Raw genomic sequence first — 17,558 nt, forward strand, 5'->3', positions numbered from 1 at the left:
CCGGCGACATTCAGCTTGGAAGGCTGACGCTCTACCAACTGAGCTACTCCCGCGTCGGTATTGCGGGTGCAAATATAGCACCCTTTTTAAGATTGGCAATGTTTTTTTATACTTTTTTAATAAAATTTTTCGTCTTCTCGCATAACTTTCAGAAAATGAAAACCATAGATGTTGAAGCCTTCATTGTAATAGAATTTATGAGATTTGGTGTTTCCAGAATACGTGTTTAATTCAATAGCTTCACAGCCTTTTTGCTGTGTGTATTCATAAATCCATTTAAAAAACTGTTTACCAAGACTTTTTCCTCTATAATCTTCAGATATAATTACATGATCTGGTTCAACACTTCTTCCAATATAATGTCGTGTAGCATACCACAAACCACAAATACCAATTATTTTTTCATCATCATAGGCAGCCACACACTCATAATTTTGGTAATTTACCATTTCTAATACACGTTCTTTTAATAATTCTGGAGGTGTTTTAGTATTAATCACTTTTAATAAAGGAAGTATATCTAGAATCCTGTCTTTTTCAACAGGCTTAAATGTAATATTCATAAAATTTAATTTGACAATAAAAATAATGGTTTCAGTAAAAAAAATAGCGGTAGAAGATACTTATTTCATACGACAAGAAATTTTAAGAAAAGGAATGAATCTGCCTTATACATTTGATGGAGATGATGCTGAAGATACATTCCACATTGGTGTTTATGAAAGAGAGAAAATTGTTAGTATTGGAACTTTTATGAAAAGAAGTAGTGGTGTTCTTGAAGGAGCTCAATATCAATTAAGAGGAATGGCAACTCTTAACGAAGCTAGGGGTAAAGGTTATGGAAAGTTATTGCTTGATTTTGCGACAAAGGAATTGTTAAAACTTAATATAACCTATCTATGGTGTAATGCTAGGGTAGTAGCTGTCAAGTTTTACGAAAAAAATCAATTTCAAATTATTGGGGAATCCTTTATGGTAGCCATAGTAGGACCGCATTACAAAATGTATAAAACAATTAAAAATGAGAACAACTAAAAATCTAATAACTACGCTTTTTATATGCGTTTGTGCTTTCAGTTTTGCTCAGAAGAAAGAAGTAGTTATTGAACCTATAAAAATAACGGAGAATATTTATATGTTAAAAGGCCAAGGAGGCAATATTGGATTATTTATTGGTGAAGATGGAGCATTTATGATAGATGATCAATTTGCGCCTTTAACGCCGAAAATCTTAGCTGCAATTAAAAGAATAACAGATAAACCAGTAAAATATTTAGTAAACACACATTGGCATGGAGATCATACAGGAGGTAATGAAAATATGAGTAAAGAAGGAGCAATTATCGTTGCACATACCAATGTAAGAAAGCGTATGGGAGAAGAAAGTACGGTACGAGGTAGAAAAAAGCCAGCCTCTCCAAAAGAAGCGCTTCCTGTAATTACTTTCGATAAAGATGTTATGTTTCATATAAATGGAGAAGATGTATTAGTATCACATGTACACAATGCACATACCGATGGAGATGCACATATTTATTTTACAAACAGTAATGTAATGCATATGGGAGATACCTATTTTCAAGGAAAGTTTCCATATATAGATTTAAATAGTGGGGGAAGTATAGATGGTTATATTGCTGCAGCTAACAAAGCATTATTAATGGCAGATGATGATACAGTAATTATTCCAGGACATCGTGGGCTTTCCAATAAAAAAGAGTTAACGTCTTATAAAAAAATGTTGGAAATACTTCGTGATAGAGTACAAACAAAAATAGATGAAGGAAAGACTTTAGAAGAAGTTAAAAATGATGCATCTATAACTAAAGAATACGCTAAGGATTATGGTGGTTGGTTTATTACTGCTGAAGGAATTCGAGAAACAATTTACAGGAGTTTAAAAAATAAATAAAGTTAAGAAAGTGCTGAAAGGCACTTTTTTTTATGCTGTAGTTGTTGTGAATTACTTCTTCTGTTTATTAAAAGAAAAAATGAAGGCGCTTAATAGAATTAGAATCACAATTGAAATTAGGATTGCTTCAGGGCTAGTATCCGAAACATAATTTTTATTAACAGGACCAGTATGAATAGGACCACTATAAGGTGTTCCTCTTTGTAATATTGTATAAAGCATTATTTTGAATATAGATAAAATAGAAAATATAGTAGAAATAAATAATAATGATTTACTAAGTCAGTACAGTGAGTGATAGTGTCAGTGGTACTAATTATATGAAAAGGCATGGTAATCGACATGTCTTTATTTTCAGATTAAAAATAAATAATGGTTAGTCAGAGAAAAAAAATAAAAAACCCTGGAGTATTAATAAAACAGCTAGAAGAATTCTAACCCAATTTTTGATTTTATCAGTCCCTTTTACCATAAATATTTTAGGAGAATAGGATGAAAAAAGAAGAACTAAAAGTATTAAGAAGGATATAAATTCATGCATAGGTCAAAACTAGTAAAAACAAAATAAATTAAAAGAGAAGAAAACATGAGAGGTAAATAGAAGAAAAAAGCGACTCGAAAGTCGCTACTAATTAGCATGCTTCTCCACAAGCTTCTACTCGATCTGGACCACAAGCGATAACAATTTCACCTGTTAGGCAATGACAATAATAGCATCTAGAACTGCTGCCTCCTGAAATAAGTTGTTGTTTAGTTTTAGATAATTCAATTCCTAATTTAGAAATGTTTTTTAGCATAATAAAAAATTTAGAAGGTTAATAAGGCAAAAAGATACAAAATAAAAAATCATTGAAACACTAGAATAATGGTAATAGTAATAGAAATAGAATATGACTTAAATGATGAAGTAGTTTCTATTTATGAAAGCGAATTAATTAAATGAAAAGTGTCAAGAAAATAACCTAAAATCAATCTTTAGCTTACTACAAACATCTTACTTAAGGTGTTTTTTTAATTGTCAAAATTTTAGAAAACAAAATATAAACTAATTGTAGTTTTAATATTCATTCAAGGGTATAAAAAAACCCACTCAAAGATTGAGTGGGAAAATTGCTATGAAAAAGAAAAAGTATCTAAGACGTCTCTTAGATGTTGTAAATTTAAGAAAAAAAACTGTTAAAAAGGAAATAATTTTTGAAAAAATTAATAAAAATTAAAGTTAAAAATGGAAGTGATTTATAATCAGTATGTATAAGGGTGAGTTTTTATTTTAAATTTTATTTAGCTACGTATTTTTTAGATCTATACTTATAATGCTATACGGATAAAAGTTAGCTTCTTTTAGTTGTGTTACAGAAATCATTTAGCGTTTTACAGAAATATTGTTAGAATTCATTGATTCTTTTTTAAAATAACATTGTTATACAGTTACTTAGTAACTGTATAGAATAGTATGTTAATGAGAATAGTAAAAAATAGGGGGAGTCTTCGTGGAAATCTTATTTCAATTATTTGTAGTTGCATGCTTTTTACAGTTATAATTAAATAAGAAAACATGCATAATATATCTAGAAGAAAGTTCGTGGTAGGTATGGGAGCTTCTTTAGCTTATCTTACTTTAGCGCAATCGTGTCGTTTTTTGGGTGCAGATAAAAAAGCGTTGCGATTAATGCCTCAATTACCTGAAATAGATGTTACCAAAGGTATTCAATCTGCTATTAATTTAAACCTACAGAGAAGTAAACACAATTTCGGAACTCAAGTTTTAAGTGATACTTATGGAATTAATTCCAATTACTTAGGGCCAATAGTTCGTGTAAAAAAAGGACAAGAAGTGCCTTTTAACCTAACTAACAATTTAAAAGAGAAAGTAGCAATTCATTGGCACGGATTACATATTCCTGGCCACGTAGATGGCGGGCCGCATCAAGCTATGAATATTGGAGAAACATGGTCGCCAACACTACATATCAACCAAAGAGCTTCTATGAATTGGTATCATGCACATACGCATGGACATACAGCTCCACAAACCTATAAAGGTTTGGCAGGAATGTTCATTATAGAAGATGATGATAGTCTTTCTGCGGATATTCCTAAAACAAATAATGTAGACGATTTTGTGGTGGTATTACAAGACAAACAATTTGATAAAAATGGACAAATATTTTTAACAAAATCAAATGTAAATAATTCATTTCTAGTAAATGGAGTAAAAGGAACAGTAGATTTAAAAGTACCAAAAGGATTGGTGCGATTGCGTATTATAAATGCTTCTAATGGAGCGTTTATGCAACTAAATCTTAGTAATAAAAAGCCATTATATGTTATTGCTTCAGATGGAGGATTTATTAATAAACCAGTAGAAGTAGAAACGATGGTAATATCTCCAGCGGAACGTTTTGAGGTGTTGATAGATTGCGACCAAGATGAACCATTTGCTTTGGAATCGTTACGTTTTGACGATGAAACATTAAAAGCAACACCAACAAATGTTATAGATAATAGTACGAAGAAAGGAGAACAAGCAATTGTATTTTATCCTACAGATGAGATAAAAGGATTTACTGGAAGTATGCCAAAAACATTGGCAAATATAGAAGCGCCTAAGCCAGAATTAGCCTTAAGAACACGTAAGTTTAGTTTGAGTCAGGAATTATCACCAGAAATGCAAGTTAAAGCAAAATTATGGGGAAATAACTGTAATGACGACGATCATGTGGCAATGGGAATTAATGGACGTCCAATGGATATGAGTTTAATTAACGAAGTGTCTCCAATGCATGAGTATGAAATATGGGAAGTAACTGCAGTAGATGGAGGGCATCCATTTCATGTTCATGGTTGTTCTTTCCGTATTATAGAGCAAATGGATCAAAAACCGCCAGAATATGCTAGTGGTTGGAAAGATATTATGTACGCAAATCAAAATCAAACCTCTAAGTTATTGGTAAAGTTTGATTATGAGGCAACAGAAAAGTACCCGTATATGTATCACTGTCATATATTAAGTCATGAAGATTGTGGTATGATGGGGCAATTTACTACAGGTAAAAATGTAACACCGTTTTCAGCAGATACAGTTTCATTAAAATAAAGAATAGAAAGATGAGGAATATTTTAATTGTTATATGTGGGTTTCTACTTGCCGTTAGTTGTAATACGAATGATAAAAGACAGACTAATGCTAATGTAGTGTATCAATGTCCAATGAAATGTGAAGATACGAAGACGTATACGAATGGTGATGTTAGTTGTCCGGTGTGTAAGATGGATGTAAAAGCTGTAACTAAAGAAGAAGCTAAAGTTGGAAATGCATCGCACATTGTAACTAAAGATGAATCTATTTTTGATTTAACATCTCAATGGAATACAGAAGAAGATGAATCTATTCAATTAAAAGATTTAAAAGGAAAAACATTGGTAATAGTAATGATTTATACTTCTTGTAGAACAGCTTGTCCTTTATTAGTACAAGATATGAAAGCAATTGAAGCGAAAGTGCCTAAAGATTATTTAAAAAATGTACAGTTTGTGTTGGTAAGTATAGATCCAAAAGTAGATACGCCAGCGCATTTAAAAGAGTTTGCGAAGTTTAATAAAATGGATGACGAACATTGGACTTTTCTACAAGGAACTGAAGAAGGAACCAGAGAGTTTGCAAATACTTTAGCCTTAAAATACAAGCGTATTTCTCCAATAGATTTTTCACATTCTAACATGATTAGTGTTTTTAATCCTAAAGGAGAACTAGTATATCAACAAGAAGGTTTACGAGTAGAAAACGAAGGGACAGTCGCTAAGATTTTAGAAGTTACGAAACCAAGTTTAAATTAATTATTTGTAAAAGTATTTTTCTAAATCCACTTTAGAGAATATAAAGTATGTTTTAAAAAGGCTTTAATGGTTGCATTAGAGTCTTTTTTATGATTTATATGTAATAAACTAAGGATTTATTAAAATGATTAATTAGGGAGTAAAGCCTTGAATTATTTAAGGAGAAAACTGTAGGATTTAGTTATAATTATAAAGCGACTTTAAGTCGCTTTATAGTTTATCTATGATAATGAGTGACAGTATAAGTATAACCATCAGTACATTCCCATCCTTGATTAACTATGGTGAGTCCAGAAGGGCTTGTGTAGCTAATTTCACTAACCTTTGAGCATGTTCTTGAACCACCATTAATTTTGCCTTGTTCAGATTTATTTAAAACTGAACCTAAATTTGAAACCTTGTCTAGCATAACTAAGAATTTTTTTAATTAATAATAAGATTAACTAAATATATATAAATATTGAATCCAAAGATGTTAGATGTGTAAACGCAAACAACTAACTAATAATAGCGACTATAAAACTCATTAAGGTGATGTTAGTAAAAATCAAAAATTGATTATAGCTCAGGCTATCTGAAAAAGGGGAATTATTATGAAATATCCAATATGAATACTAAAAACAGATCTGGCTAGATTAGAATGTCATATAGAAAAAACTATGATGAGCTTATTTGATAAACCTTAATATTTATTACTAAACACCTTTTTAAGGTGTTTTTTATGTCTAAGAATTAGTAAAACGGAATAAATAAAAAAAGCCGAGAAGTTAACTTCTCGGCTTTTGCTATTGGTTGTAGCGAAGGGGGGACTTGAACCCCCGACCTCAGGGTTATGAATCCTGCGCTCTAACCACCTGAGCTACCTCGCCAATTGCGGATGCAAATATATATCATTTTTAGATTATAGCAACAAAATATTGTAATTTTTTTTAAAAGAATATTTGTATATATTGTACACCAAACTTATAAAGTAAATGAGCAAAGTTAAATTCGAATTAGAGATACCTGTACACGCTTCCCCTGCTTTGTTATACCAATATTTCGCAACTCCTTCAGGATTAGAAGAATGGTTTGCGGATAAGGTAAACTCAAGAGGGAAAATTATCACATTTTTTTGGGATGATAGTGAAGAAGAAGCTACTATTGTAACTAAAAAAGCAGATGAACGTATTAAGTATAAGTGGACAGAAAGTGAGGGAGACGATAGTTACTTTGAATTTAGAGTTCAAGTAGATCCACTAACAAAAGACGTTTCGTTAATTGTTACAGATTTTGCTGATGACGAAGAAGCAGCTGAAGAAGCCAAAATGTTATGGGAAAATCAAATTGATGAGCTAAGACATTTGATTGGTGCTTAAACAAAGAAAATTAACATATAAATTCGGCTTATACAGCCGAATTTTTTTATTCTAATATCTGCATATTTAGTAATTTCGCATTTCTAAAATTTTCTTATGTTAAATTATAATGGGAGCTTAATTCAAGCTGATGAATTGAGACTTACAAACGAGAATAGAGCTTTTAAATATGGAGATGGAATTTTTGAAACTATTAAGATTCAGAATAAAAAAGTCGTTTTTTTTGAAGATCACTATTTCAGATTAATGGCTTCTATGCGTATGTTACGTATGAAAATCCCAATGCGTTTCACATTAGAATTTTTAGAAGAAGAAATACAAAAAACAATAGCACACTACAATTCACCTATATTAAGAGTTCGATTAAATGTTTATAGAAAAGATGGAGGTTTGTACAATCCTGCAACAAATGAAGTAGATTATTTAATTGATGTTAAGGAGGTTTCAACTACTGTTAAAGAAACATACCGAATTGATTTATATAAAGATTTTTATAATTATTCAGGTTTACTATCTACTGTAAAAACTACTAATAGAATGTTAAACACAATTGCAGCTGTTTTCGCAACTGAAAATGATTTAGACAATTGTGTGTTATTAAATGAAAAAAAAGGAGTAGTAGAAGTTACAAATGGTAATATTTTTATTGTAAAAGGAACAGTTATAAAAACTCCAGCATTAACTGAAGGTTGTATAAAAGGAATTGCAAGAAAGAAGGTTCTAGAAATTATAGAAAAACACCCAGATTTTACCATTGAAGAAACAAATATTTCTCCTTTTGAAATTCAAAAAGCAGATGAAGTATTTATTACAAATGCTATTATTGGAGTACAACCCGTTACAAACTACAGAAAAAAAACATTTAAAACAGAAATAGGAGGGAAGATTCAAAAAAGCTTACAAGTTTTAATGTTTACAAGCTAGATTTCTGTTTTACAATCAATAATATATAAGATTACATATTTATATAAAATAACAAACTAAACGAACAGAAATTCCTCAGGACTATTCGTCATTTTCTCATAGTAATATCTATTGACTGTTAAATTGAATTTAGGAAATTTAATCAGAAAGATATTACCATAACTTTTAATTAACTTAACTTTTGTTGGACTTTTTTTCATGATATAAACTTTACTATATACTAAATAAGTTAGCATTATAAGTTATATGTGCGTGAAAAAATAGTTTAATGAGTTAATTATGTAGGTAAAGAGAAGGAATTTAAAAGCAAGTGGGGATTAATGTGCTTTTAAAAAAGAAAGTAAGAATTCAATTCATTTGAATATCTGCTGGTGCATTTGCCCAAATTTTATACTCTCCCCCTTTTTGTAATAATTTATTTTTCCAAATACCCTCTTCGTCTTCGGTAAAAATATTATTGAAATCATTTTCAGAAATAAACCACGAATTAGTGTTTAATTCACTTTGTAATTGGGTAGAACCCCAACCAGAATACCCTAGAAAAAAACGAATGTCTGTTGGTTTTATTAAATCATCTTTCAGTAATACTTTTAGAGCTTTAAAATTACCCCCCCAATAAATACCATTGGCTACTTCAATACTATCTGTAAGTAAATGAGGAATTCGGTGTATAAAGTATAAGTTGTCTTGTTCTACAGGACCTCCTTGATAAATAGTGAATTTACATTCAATATCAGGGATTAAATCCTCAAGTACATATTGTAAAGGACGATTCAATATAAAACCAACAGAGCTACTTTCCGAATGCTCTGTTAATAATACAATGGTCCTTTTAAAAGAATCATCATTCAAAATTGAAGGCTCTGCTATTAACAATCTGCCTTTTTTTGGAGTCAACATTGTCATATTGCTACATTTTTATAGAAAAATAAACATATTTTTTTATTTTTTTAACTTTTCTTTAATAAAAAATGCTGTTAAAGAGTCTTTTTCCTGAATTAAATCCTCTGGTGTCCCTTGAAAAATTAAATTTCCACCTTTTTTACCGCCTTCAATACCCAAATCAATGATGTAATCAGCACATTTTATCAAGTCTGTATTATGTTCAATAACAATAATAGAATGTCCACGATCTATCAATGCATTAAAAGAAGCTAATAATTTATTTATATCATGAAAATGTAGTCCAGTAGTAGGTTCGTCAAAAATAAATAAGGCTTTATCTTTTGTATTTCCTTTAATTAGGAAAGAAGCTAATTTAATACGTTGTGCTTCTCCTCCAGATAAGGTAGAAGAAGATTGTCCTAAAGTAACATAACCTAATCCTACATCTTGTAGAGGTTTTAATTTAGAAGCAATTTTAGTAGCACTATGTTCAGAAAAGAAATCAATAGCATTATCAATAGTTAGGTTTAAGATATCGTCTACATTTTTACCATGAAAAGCAACTTCTAAAACATCTTTTTTAAATCGTTTTCCCTGGCAAGTATCACATTTTAAATGCACATCTGCCATAAACTGCATTTCTATAGTAACAACACCTTCCCCTTTACAAACTTCACAACGCCCACCTTCCACATTAAAAGAAAAGTGTTTTGGTTGGTAATTTCTAATCTTAGATAACTTTTGTGTAGCTAACAATTTTCTAATATCGTCATAAGCTTTTACATAAGTTACAGGATTCGAACGAGAAGATCTACCAATTGGATTTTGGTCTATAAACTCAACATGTTTTAAACTTTCAAAACTACCTTCAACACCAGTATATTCGCCAATTTTATCTCCGTAACCAATCAGTTTTTTTTGCATTACTGGATATAAAATCTTTTTAATCAAAGTACTTTTTCCACTACCAGAAACTCCAGTAATTACAGTTAAGTTATTCAAAGGAAAAGTAACATCTATGTTTTTAAGATTGTTTTCTCTAGCACCAATAATTTTAATAAAGTTATTAGTAACTCTACGTTTTGTTGGTACTTCAATATTTAATGCACCTGATAAATATTTTGAAGTTAGCGTATCCGATTGTAAAATCTCATCATAAGTTCCTTCAGCTACAACATGACCTCCATAGGTTCCAGCTTCTGGACCAATATCTATAATATAATCGGCCTCTTTCATGATGTCTTCATCATGCTCAACAACGATTACGGTATTTCCTAAATCTCTTAAGTTTTTCAGAACTTTAATGAGTCGTTCTGTATCTTTTGGGTGTAATCCGATACTAGGTTCATCTAAAATATACATAGAACCTACCAACGAACTTCCTAGAGAAGTAGCTAAGTTTATACGTTGGCTTTCTCCTCCAGATAATGTATTGGATGTTCTGTTTAGTGTAAGGTAACTTAAACCAACATCGGTTAGAAATTGCAAACGATTTTTAATTTCTGTTAATAGACGTTTTGCAATTCGTTCTTCATATTCATTAAGTTCAATAGAGTTGAAGAAAACAGACAATTCATCTAAAGGAAGGTTTACAAGATCTGAAATGGTTTTACCATATACTTGAACATAATTAGCTTCCTTTCTAAGACGTTTACCATTACATTCTGTACAAATGGTTTTTCCTCTGTAGCGAGAAAGCATTACTCTATTCTGAATTTTATAGCTTTTCTCTTCTAATTCTCTAAATAGCTGATGTATTCCTCTAAATTTATTTGTTCCATTCCAAACCAATGCTTTTTGATCTTCAGTTAATTCAAACCATGGTTTGTGAATAGGAATATCGAAAGCAGCAGCATTTAAAATTAAATCTTCTTTATATTTTTTGTAAGCATCTGTTTTAAAAGGAAAAATAGCATTTTCGTAAATAGAAAGTCCAGTATTTGGAATTACCAAGTCTTCATCAATTCCAATTACGTTACCATAACCTTCACAAGTAGGACAAGCACCATACGGATTATTAAAACTAAATAAATGGGTATTCGGTTCTAAAAAAGTAATTCCGTCTAATTCAAATTTATTACTAAATTCTGTAGTGGTATTGTTTTCTAAATTTTCGACATAACATACACCTTTACCTTCAAAAAAAGCAGTTTGTACAGCGTCTCCTAAACGATTAAAAAAATCTTCATCATGTTGAACTACAACTCTGTCTACTACAAGTTCTAGAGTATTGCCTTTAAAATTTTCAATAGGAAACTTATCAATACGATATACTTTTCCTTCAAATTTTAATCGGGCGTAACCTTGTTGTGTTAAAACTTTAAGTACCGTTTGAATATCTCTTCCTTCTGGAATAATAACTGGAGCTAATAATAATAGTTTCGTTCCTTCGGTTAATTCTTTTATATGATTTACAACATCTGTAACCGTATGTTTTTTAACTTCTTTGCCAGAAATAGGAGAGAAGGTACGACCAATACGTGCATATAAAAGTTTGATATAATCGTATATTTCTGTAGATGTTCCTACCGTAGAACGTGGATTGGTAGAGTTCACCTTTTGCTCTATGGCAATAGCAGGCGCAATTCCTTTGATATAATCTACCTTCGGTTTGTGTAATTTTCCTAAAAACTGTCTTGCATACGAAGATAAACTTTCTACATAACGCCTTTGTCCTTCTGCATACAACGTATCAAAAGCTAAGGAAGATTTACCAGAACCAGATAATCCAGTAATGACAACAAATTTGTTTCTGGGAATAACAACATCAATATCTTTTAGATTGTGAAGTGAAGCCCCCTTTATAATTATATTTTCTTTAGGATTAACAGTAGAAATATCAGTATTCATGTACTCAAAAAAATAAGGTGTAAAAATAAGGCTTTCTGTTGGGTAAAAGAAAAATAAATAAGAAGTAAAAAATAAAAGGTATCTAATAGATTTAGACACCTTTTAAATATGATTTTTGATGTTATTTTAAGAACATGTAATGGTGCTAATTTCACCAACATCTCCAAAATCACAATCGAAAGAAACACTTTTGTTTCCGTAAGTTCCAGTTGATTTCATACCGCCACCAGAATGAATATCGATATGTAAATTACTTCCATTAACACTAATAAGTAAGCTAGCTTTATCTGAAGCATATGGTACTTGATTCACTATTTTAGGGTCAATTTGTATATGTAGAACTCCATTTGATTCTAGGTTTATTTTATCGCTAGAAATGTTTAAATATTGAATTCCTTGATTTTCCATACCTTGTACAGGTTCGTTTTGATTCATGGTTACCCATCCATCTACGCCATAGGTCATTACATTACTTATATAAAACTCAGAATCTTTTTCTTTTGTGATAAATTTGAAAGTAGTAGTTAAAAAATTTGACATAATTTTAATTTTAAAAATAGGTTAATTCCGTACTCGTAAGGCTTTTCTGGATACGCCTCGTTTTTATAGTAGTTTCTGAACTCTACTTTTGAAAACCCATGTAGCGCTATTATTTATTCTCTGATATAAAATTACTTTTAAACTAGCTTGATAATGAGTATAATGTTGTGAAACGAGAATTTTATGTTGTGAAATAAGGAAAGAAAATAGATGTGCTTTTTTTAGTTTAAAAATTGATGCGAAAAAAACCTCTATGTTTTTGACATAGAGGTTTTATGAAATTATATAGCTGACTTTGTTAAGCCAAGGCTAAACTTAAATTTGCAGCAAACGGATCATCAGTTTTTACAAAATTTTCATTTTGACACCCAAATAATTCATGGTTTGTAAATTTTCCACCTTTATAAGAAACAACCTCAAGTTTTGAAACAGTACTCGAGAATTCCTCAAGTTTATTTAAATCCATATAAATATCTCCCATTGTTCGGGCATTAGAGAAGTAATACTTCAAGTTATTATGACTCGCAACTGTACTCCATAATGTTTGTGCAATGTTTGGAAATTGTGTATTATTAGAATCAAAGTTAACAGGGACAGAAGCGTTCATAACTACCGATTTAGATTGTGTTAAAGAATCAGGAATACTTTTAGCATCATGTAAGTGATTTAGATAATATGAAGCTCTAGCAAATCTATCTGAAGGAAAAGGACTACCAGGAATTGTATGACTTGGAAAGAAATTTTTATCACTCCATTGCCAACGCCAAAATTGATTTAATTCTATTTGTTTAGCATAAGAAGGTTCATTCGTCATTACTCTGAATTCTGGCTTATGATAAATCTTATAATTTCCTTTGTCAACTTCTATAATAGCAGAATCTCCAAATTTATCTGAAACAGAAAGATGTAAAGAAGCAGGTTTGTCAGAATCGGGAACAATTCCTCCAATTAATTGAATTTGAGTTTTTGCATCTTTACTGAAAGCGTTTACTACTTCTTGCACAGAACAACAAGTATCAAGTACAAATTGTACCCATCTTAAAACATCTAAGTTTTTACATGAACTCCCATCTTTTCTTTCGTAAGAAGCGTTGCAGTCATATAATAAATTAGCAACTAACCCTTTTGAATTTATTCCATCAGAAGCGCCAAATGGAGCTTTAGTTCCAACCATAGTAACAATACTGCTGTATTGTGCTTCCCAAATTAATGAATGTTCATTTTCTTTTTCAGTTCCACATTTAATCATATTCTCATCTGAAGTTACTTTAAAAGCAAATATTGTTGTAGGCATTTGTGTTGCCCAATCCATATTTCTGGCAGTTGTTAAATAATTGTTTTCTTCATTGAAATTGTTAAATACTCTAGTACACATAATTTTAGTTTTTTAATGGTTAATAGTGCTATAAATTGTTTTCTGGTATGAAATTACCATCAAATTTGATTGAGAGTAAATAGAATGTTGCGAAATGGGAATTTTATGTTGTGAATAGTAGTCTAAAGAATATAAGATTAATTGAAAATATCTTTCAAAAAAAACAGTTCTTTAAATATTTTATTTAAAGAACTGCTAGTTGTAATATAAAAAAATAATGACTTTTATTTTTTATGATCAATTTTTAAAGAATAACCATCTGTAGTATTTTTTTTAATAGATATATTTACTTCACTATTGCCAGTAAATACAAAAATGGTTGGAAGATCTTTGTTCATTGGAACCTTTGAATCGATTATTTTGCCTTCTGGTTTCATATTTTTCATTTATTTTAATTATTTATTCGGCATCAGAAACAATAATACTGCAGGCAGCAGGACTTTCTCCTGTTATGTTTATAACTATATTTTTGTTGCCATATGTTCTATTCAAATAACCTTCATCAGAATAATGTTTACCATTTCCGTTAGCAGCTTTCCAAGCTTGTTTACCTGAAACATAACCAGTTTCATTATGCGACAATTTCACATAATTTTGTTTATTTGGGGGTGTTGCAGCTATAACAGCAAATGAAATTGTGGAAGTTTCAATTTTTAACCCAATATTAGATCCTGCACCTTTAGCTATTACTCCAGCTTCCCATAATTGACCAGGAGATATCTTATTTGCGTCAGGAGATTTAATTTTTTTTAAACTACCATGATCAATATAATAATCTATATTAATTTCAGAACTCGTATTGTTTTGTACACCAATAGCTAAATCATTTCTGTTTTTATCAGAACCAAATATATCCTTGATTAATTTGTCTGCATCTATTACATCATTTATAATTGAATTGCTCATAATTTTATTTTTTAGAATTTTAATTTCGTTTTTTATAGTAGTTTCTGATCTCTACTTTACATCGTTATAGAAAATTTGTAGTAGCGCTGTTTTTGTTTTCTGATATGAAATTACTCTTAAATCAAATAGATAATTAGTTGTGTGTTGTGAAACGGGAATTTTATGTTGTGAAATGAATGCAATGAAGATAGTAAGGTGAAATAATACTAGTTTTTTTAAAAAAAAGAGTTAGAGAGAACTCTCGAAGAGAAATAAAAAAAACTCCTAAAAGAGCATGAATCTTCTAGGAGTTAAATAAGTGTAATGTATTGGTATTTACATAATTAATGTCTAATTTGCTATAGCCACATCAGCATTGTTAGTAATTGAAGCTAATTTATCAACGTTAAGTTCGTCAGTTAACTCAATAAGTTCAACTTTTTGATAACCAGATTCTATCCATTGTCCATCATATAAGTAAGAATAGATAGCTGTACCAGATTTCCAATTTTCTTCTAATGACATTCTAAGTGTCACATTTTTTATTGGTTGAGGCACACCAAATACTAATGGAGCAATAGGAGAATATCCATCTGCTACTACTAATATGTTACAAGAACTCATAGTTGCCATGTAAGAAAAATCTCCGTTTAAAATTGTAGGAACATTTTGAGAGTGACTCGTAGCTTTAAATATATGTCCCTTTCCTACAATCTCTTTAGTGTTCGTATCAACAATTAAAGATATAGTAAAAGAAGAACCACCTTTTAAGTTGTTACTAATTCTATACTTTAAGTTGAAATAATGTCTAATTTCAGTGTTTGAATTTTCCATGAGGTTTAATTTATTTAGTTACTCTTATTTGATATGTTGCATAACGAACATCTTCGTTGTTCCAAGCACGTTTGTATACAAAAGTTAACTCAGCATCTACCTCTTTATCAGAAGTGAATGAGAATGTGCTTTTTCCAGGAACACCTACCATACCGTATGGATGAGGATTAGTAGTATAGATAGCAGAAAAAAGTAGTAAACCTTCTGGTAAATTAGCTAAATACCAAGAATATCCAGTACTTGCATTTCCTTCAAGATCAATACTAAAAGGTTCGTTTACTTTAGCTTCGATGATTTGTTGTTTAACAATAGTTTCCATCTGTTTAAAATTTTAATAGGTTAATTTCTTACTCATAAGGCTTTTCAGATCTCGCCTCGTTTTTATAGTAGTTTCTGAACTCTACTTGTTTTAGTTTTTAGAAAACTTATGTAGCGCTAGTAGTTGTTTTCTGAAGTAAAACTACCTTAAAATCAGGTTGATAGTTGTTGTGATGTAGCGAAACGGCGATTTTATGTTGTGAATAAGATGTTTATAAGGTGAGGAAATATTGGAAAGAAAAGAATAAGTAAGGAAAAAAGTATTGAAAATTATATTGTTATTTACTTTACAGTAGAAATTTGAAAAGTATTAGTTGAAGTGTTGTAAGTGATTGTTTTAGTGAGTTTTACGTCGATTTTTAAATAATTTCCTATAGTTATATTACTAATGTTTGGCGTAAGTATTCTGTTAAAATTGTTTTTTTGAATTGAAGTAGGTATAATCATATTAGTGTTTATTCCTTTTGCAACAAAAATTCTAATTACTGTTCCTGGGGCAAAATATGTTGTTTGATTTTTTGGAATAGACGTAATACGAATAGCACTATTTTGCTCATTGTTATTTATCTTTATTTTTTGCCCTATGCCTGCAACTAGGTTATTGAGTTGAGACTGATTATTGAGCCCGCATACATTTTCTGAATATGCGTTACCTTGATTAGAAAATAATACCCCATTAAAAGAGTATATGTTGCCAAGAGGAACATTTATTTTATAATTAAATTTTATTGTATCAAAAGGAACAATTTTTTGAGATGTAACGAATAAAGAAAAATCATCGTAAAAAATAATTTCATTATTGTTACCAAATGGATGAAAGGAAGCACTCACAATAGAAAAATTATCATCTTTATTAGGAGCATGTACAATAATTATTTTTTGTTGATTTTTAATAAGAAATTCCCTTCCTTCTTGATTTATATTTATAATTAATTTATAGCTCATAATTTTAAAAAGCCCCCTTGATATATCAAGGGAGCTATCTTTATATGTTAGTTAAGTAATTGACTAAGTGAAGCTCCAGAAGATATTTCTGTAACAGGTAATCCGCCAGGAGCATTGGTAATACCAAATGTACTAGGAATCATTTCCAAATCGAAATTAATGTGAGAAGCATTGAATTCAAAAGTGCAACCTGGTGCAGCAGCATTACCTACAACAGAACCAGAAATTAGGTTTTTTTGAGCAGCAAATAATACAACTTTTTGATTAGGTTCCATAGAAATAGTACCTTGAGGAGTACTTGTAAAAGCACAGAAAGGAGCAAAGACACCGTTAACTTTAGCAGCTAAACCAATAGTAATATTACTTGTGCCAGCAGGACGGTTGTTTAATACTGAAATCGTTCCAGGAGTTGCAGAACCTATTGTGCTAAAAGTACCATCTGAGTTGAATTGTACTTTGCTACCTAATGGTATTTCAATAGATAAAGCTTCCATTTTAATTGTTGTATTAGCACCAATTTCAGCTTTATTAAAAACGTACACTTTATAAAGAGGTTCATAATCAATTTCTACAGTACCAAACATTTCTTTATAAGGAACAGCAAACCATGTTGGTAATCCAGCAGCTACTTGATTTGGTCCAGAAGCTCCTTTAAATCCAAAAAGAGTAAAATTATTTTGCTGTAAATATTGAAGGATTTCCCTTTGCTCAGCAGCTGTAAAATCGAAATTCATCGTAAAAATAGTACCTCCATTTACAAATAATGAAGTTTTTCTAAGTTCTTGTGTTAAGGTTGACATTTTTTTTATTTTAATGATTGGTTTCCTACTCGTATGGCTTTTCGGATTTCGCCTCGTTTTTATAGTAGTTTCTGAACTCTACTATGGATAGATAA

The 17,558-nt window shown here is 30.3% G+C and carries 18 protein-coding genes and 1 tRNA gene; 6 read left to right on the plus strand and 13 right to left on the minus strand.

Going from position 1 to position 17,558, the window contains the following annotated elements; translation table 11 throughout:
* Nucleotides 1–116: 116 nt before the first annotated feature.
* A complete protein-coding gene (locus ACKTTC_RS00725) occupies nt 117–563 on the minus strand; it encodes a GNAT family N-acetyltransferase (protein WP_408037355.1) in 447 nt (148 codons plus the stop codon).
* Between the two features lie 25 nt (nt 564–588).
* Here ACKTTC_RS00725 and ACKTTC_RS00730 point away from each other — a divergent pair, with 25 nt between their 5' ends.
* Both ACKTTC_RS00730 and ACKTTC_RS00735 read left to right on the plus strand, forming a co-directional pair.
* The gene (locus tag ACKTTC_RS00730; protein ID WP_408037356.1) at nt 589–1,035 is read left to right on the plus strand and encodes a GNAT family N-acetyltransferase; all 447 of its coding nucleotides are present in this window, start codon (nt 589–591) and stop codon (nt 1,033–1,035) included.
* Complete coding sequence (locus tag ACKTTC_RS00735; RefSeq protein WP_408037357.1) at nt 1,022–1,912, plus strand: MBL fold metallo-hydrolase; 891 nt, start codon at nt 1,022–1,024, stop codon at nt 1,910–1,912. Before ACKTTC_RS00730 ends, ACKTTC_RS00735 begins: the two co-directional genes overlap by 14 nt.
* A 632-nt stretch (nt 1,913–2,544) precedes the next feature.
* Here the strand turns inward: ACKTTC_RS00735 and ACKTTC_RS00740 are convergent.
* Nucleotides 2,545–2,709, minus strand: a complete 165-nt coding sequence (locus ACKTTC_RS00740; RefSeq protein ID WP_408037358.1) for a hypothetical protein — start codon at nt 2,707–2,709, stop codon at nt 2,545–2,547.
* Between the two features lie 758 nt (nt 2,710–3,467).
* On the opposite strand from ACKTTC_RS00740, the gene ACKTTC_RS00745 reads away from it, so the two are divergent.
* Nucleotides 3,468–5,009 (plus strand): multicopper oxidase domain-containing protein, encoded by a 1,542-nt coding sequence (locus ACKTTC_RS00745; protein ID WP_408037359.1) that lies wholly within the window; start codon nt 3,468–3,470, stop codon nt 5,007–5,009.
* An 11-nt stretch (nt 5,010–5,020) separates the two neighbouring features.
* Entirely contained in the window at nt 5,021–5,749 is a 729-nt protein-coding gene (locus ACKTTC_RS00750; RefSeq protein ID WP_408037360.1) for an SCO family protein, read from the plus strand.
* Between the two features lie 795 nt (nt 5,750–6,544).
* Here ACKTTC_RS00750 and ACKTTC_RS00755 read toward each other — a convergent pair.
* A tRNA-Met gene (locus tag ACKTTC_RS00755) sits at nt 6,545–6,618 on the minus strand.
* A gap of 105 nt (nt 6,619–6,723) precedes the next feature.
* Between ACKTTC_RS00755 and ACKTTC_RS00760 the strand changes: the two genes are divergently transcribed.
* Nucleotides 6,724–7,107, plus strand: coding sequence for an START-like domain-containing protein (locus tag ACKTTC_RS00760; protein ID WP_408037361.1), 384 nt, complete (start codon nt 6,724–6,726; stop codon nt 7,105–7,107).
* Between the two features lie 96 nt (nt 7,108–7,203).
* On the plus strand, nt 7,204–8,031 hold the full coding sequence (locus ACKTTC_RS00765) for an aminotransferase class IV (RefSeq protein ID WP_408037363.1): 828 nt from the start codon (nt 7,204–7,206) through the stop codon (nt 8,029–8,031).
* Between the two features lie 348 nt (nt 8,032–8,379).
* Here ACKTTC_RS00765 and ACKTTC_RS00770 read toward each other — a convergent pair whose 3' ends face one another.
* The 10 genes from ACKTTC_RS00770 to ACKTTC_RS00815 all read right to left on the minus strand — a co-directional run bounded on the left by ACKTTC_RS00770 (nt 8,380) and on the right by ACKTTC_RS00815 (nt 17,463).
* Nucleotides 8,380–8,937: a YqgE/AlgH family protein gene (locus ACKTTC_RS00770; protein WP_408037365.1), complete on the minus strand. Its 558-nt coding sequence runs from the start codon at nt 8,935–8,937 to the stop codon at nt 8,380–8,382.
* 36 nt (nt 8,938–8,973) lie between these two features.
* Nucleotides 8,974–11,766, minus strand: coding sequence for an excinuclease ABC subunit UvrA (uvrA, locus tag ACKTTC_RS00775; RefSeq protein WP_408037367.1), 2,793 nt, complete (start codon nt 11,764–11,766; stop codon nt 8,974–8,976).
* 126 nt (nt 11,767–11,892) lie between these two features.
* The gene (locus tag ACKTTC_RS00780; protein WP_408037369.1) at nt 11,893–12,306 is read right to left on the minus strand and encodes a hypothetical protein; all 414 of its coding nucleotides are present in this window, start codon (nt 12,304–12,306) and stop codon (nt 11,893–11,895) included.
* A 298-nt stretch (nt 12,307–12,604) separates the two neighbouring features.
* On the minus strand, nt 12,605–13,681 hold the full coding sequence (locus tag ACKTTC_RS00785) for a linear amide C-N hydrolase (RefSeq protein WP_408037370.1): 1,077 nt from the start codon (nt 13,679–13,681) through the stop codon (nt 12,605–12,607).
* 224 nt (nt 13,682–13,905) lie between these two features.
* Nucleotides 13,906–14,058 carry a hypothetical protein gene (locus tag ACKTTC_RS00790; RefSeq protein WP_408037372.1) on the minus strand — a complete coding sequence of 51 codons (153 nt, stop codon included), beginning with the start codon at nt 14,056–14,058 and terminating at the stop codon, nt 13,906–13,908.
* 22 nt (nt 14,059–14,080) lie between these two features.
* The gene (locus ACKTTC_RS00795; protein ID WP_408037374.1) at nt 14,081–14,587 is read right to left on the minus strand and encodes a hypothetical protein; all 507 of its coding nucleotides are present in this window, start codon (nt 14,585–14,587) and stop codon (nt 14,081–14,083) included.
* Nucleotides 14,588–14,917: 330 nt separating this feature from the next.
* A complete protein-coding gene (locus ACKTTC_RS00800) occupies nt 14,918–15,400 on the minus strand; it encodes a DUF1842 domain-containing protein (RefSeq protein WP_408037376.1) in 483 nt (160 codons plus the stop codon).
* A 10-nt stretch (nt 15,401–15,410) separates the two neighbouring features.
* Nucleotides 15,411–15,719: a protease inhibitor I42 family protein gene (locus tag ACKTTC_RS00805; RefSeq protein ID WP_408037378.1), complete on the minus strand. Its 309-nt coding sequence runs from the start codon at nt 15,717–15,719 to the stop codon at nt 15,411–15,413.
* A gap of 281 nt (nt 15,720–16,000) precedes the next feature.
* The gene (locus tag ACKTTC_RS00810) at nt 16,001–16,663 is read right to left on the minus strand and encodes a hypothetical protein (RefSeq protein ID WP_408037380.1); all 663 of its coding nucleotides are present in this window, start codon (nt 16,661–16,663) and stop codon (nt 16,001–16,003) included.
* 47 nt (nt 16,664–16,710) lie between these two features.
* Nucleotides 16,711–17,463 carry a hypothetical protein gene (locus ACKTTC_RS00815; RefSeq protein ID WP_408037382.1) on the minus strand — a complete coding sequence of 251 codons (753 nt, stop codon included), beginning with the start codon at nt 17,461–17,463 and terminating at the stop codon, nt 16,711–16,713.
* Nucleotides 17,464–17,558: the final 95 nt, after the last annotated feature.

Source organism: Tenacibaculum amylolyticum, from assembly GCF_964511145.1.
GTDB lineage: Bacteria > Bacteroidota > Bacteroidia > Flavobacteriales > Flavobacteriaceae > Polaribacter > Polaribacter amylolyticum.

Coding starts and splice junctions, on each gene's coding strand:
- ACKTTC_RS00795 (WP_408037374.1), bottom strand. CDS start 14,587: ATGAGCAATTCAATTATAAATGATGTAATAGATGCAGACAAATTAATC.
- ACKTTC_RS00730 (WP_408037356.1), top strand. CDS start 589: ATGGTTTCAGTAAAAAAAATAGCGGTAGAAGATACTTATTTCATACGA.
- ACKTTC_RS00765 (WP_408037363.1), top strand. CDS start 7,204: ATGTTAAATTATAATGGGAGCTTAATTCAAGCTGATGAATTGAGACTT.
- uvrA (WP_408037367.1), bottom strand. CDS start 11,766: ATGAATACTGATATTTCTACTGTTAATCCTAAAGAAAATATAATTATA.
- ACKTTC_RS00785 (WP_408037370.1), bottom strand. CDS start 13,681: ATGTGTACTAGAGTATTTAACAATTTCAATGAAGAAAACAATTATTTA.
- ACKTTC_RS00790 (WP_408037372.1), bottom strand. CDS start 14,058: ATGAAACCAGAAGGCAAAATAATCGATTCAAAGGTTCCAATGAACAAA.
- ACKTTC_RS00800 (WP_408037376.1), bottom strand. CDS start 15,400: ATGGAAAATTCAAACACTGAAATTAGACATTATTTCAACTTAAAGTAT.
- ACKTTC_RS00770 (WP_408037365.1), bottom strand. CDS start 8,937: ATGACAATGTTGACTCCAAAAAAAGGCAGATTGTTAATAGCAGAGCCT.
- ACKTTC_RS00780 (WP_408037369.1), bottom strand. CDS start 12,306: ATGTCAAATTTTTTAACTACTACTTTCAAATTTATCACAAAAGAAAAA.
- ACKTTC_RS00750 (WP_408037360.1), top strand. CDS start 5,021: ATGAGGAATATTTTAATTGTTATATGTGGGTTTCTACTTGCCGTTAGT.
- ACKTTC_RS00735 (WP_408037357.1), top strand. CDS start 1,022: ATGAGAACAACTAAAAATCTAATAACTACGCTTTTTATATGCGTTTGT.
- ACKTTC_RS00810 (WP_408037380.1), bottom strand. CDS start 16,663: ATGAGCTATAAATTAATTATAAATATAAATCAAGAAGGAAGGGAATTT.
- ACKTTC_RS00805 (WP_408037378.1), bottom strand. CDS start 15,719: ATGGAAACTATTGTTAAACAACAAATCATCGAAGCTAAAGTAAACGAA.
- ACKTTC_RS00740 (WP_408037358.1), bottom strand. CDS start 2,709: ATGCTAAAAAACATTTCTAAATTAGGAATTGAATTATCTAAAACTAAA.
- ACKTTC_RS00725 (WP_408037355.1), bottom strand. CDS start 563: ATGAATATTACATTTAAGCCTGTTGAAAAAGACAGGATTCTAGATATA.
- ACKTTC_RS00760 (WP_408037361.1), top strand. CDS start 6,724: ATGAGCAAAGTTAAATTCGAATTAGAGATACCTGTACACGCTTCCCCT.
- ACKTTC_RS00745 (WP_408037359.1), top strand. CDS start 3,468: ATGCATAATATATCTAGAAGAAAGTTCGTGGTAGGTATGGGAGCTTCT.
- ACKTTC_RS00815 (WP_408037382.1), bottom strand. CDS start 17,463: ATGTCAACCTTAACACAAGAACTTAGAAAAACTTCATTATTTGTAAAT.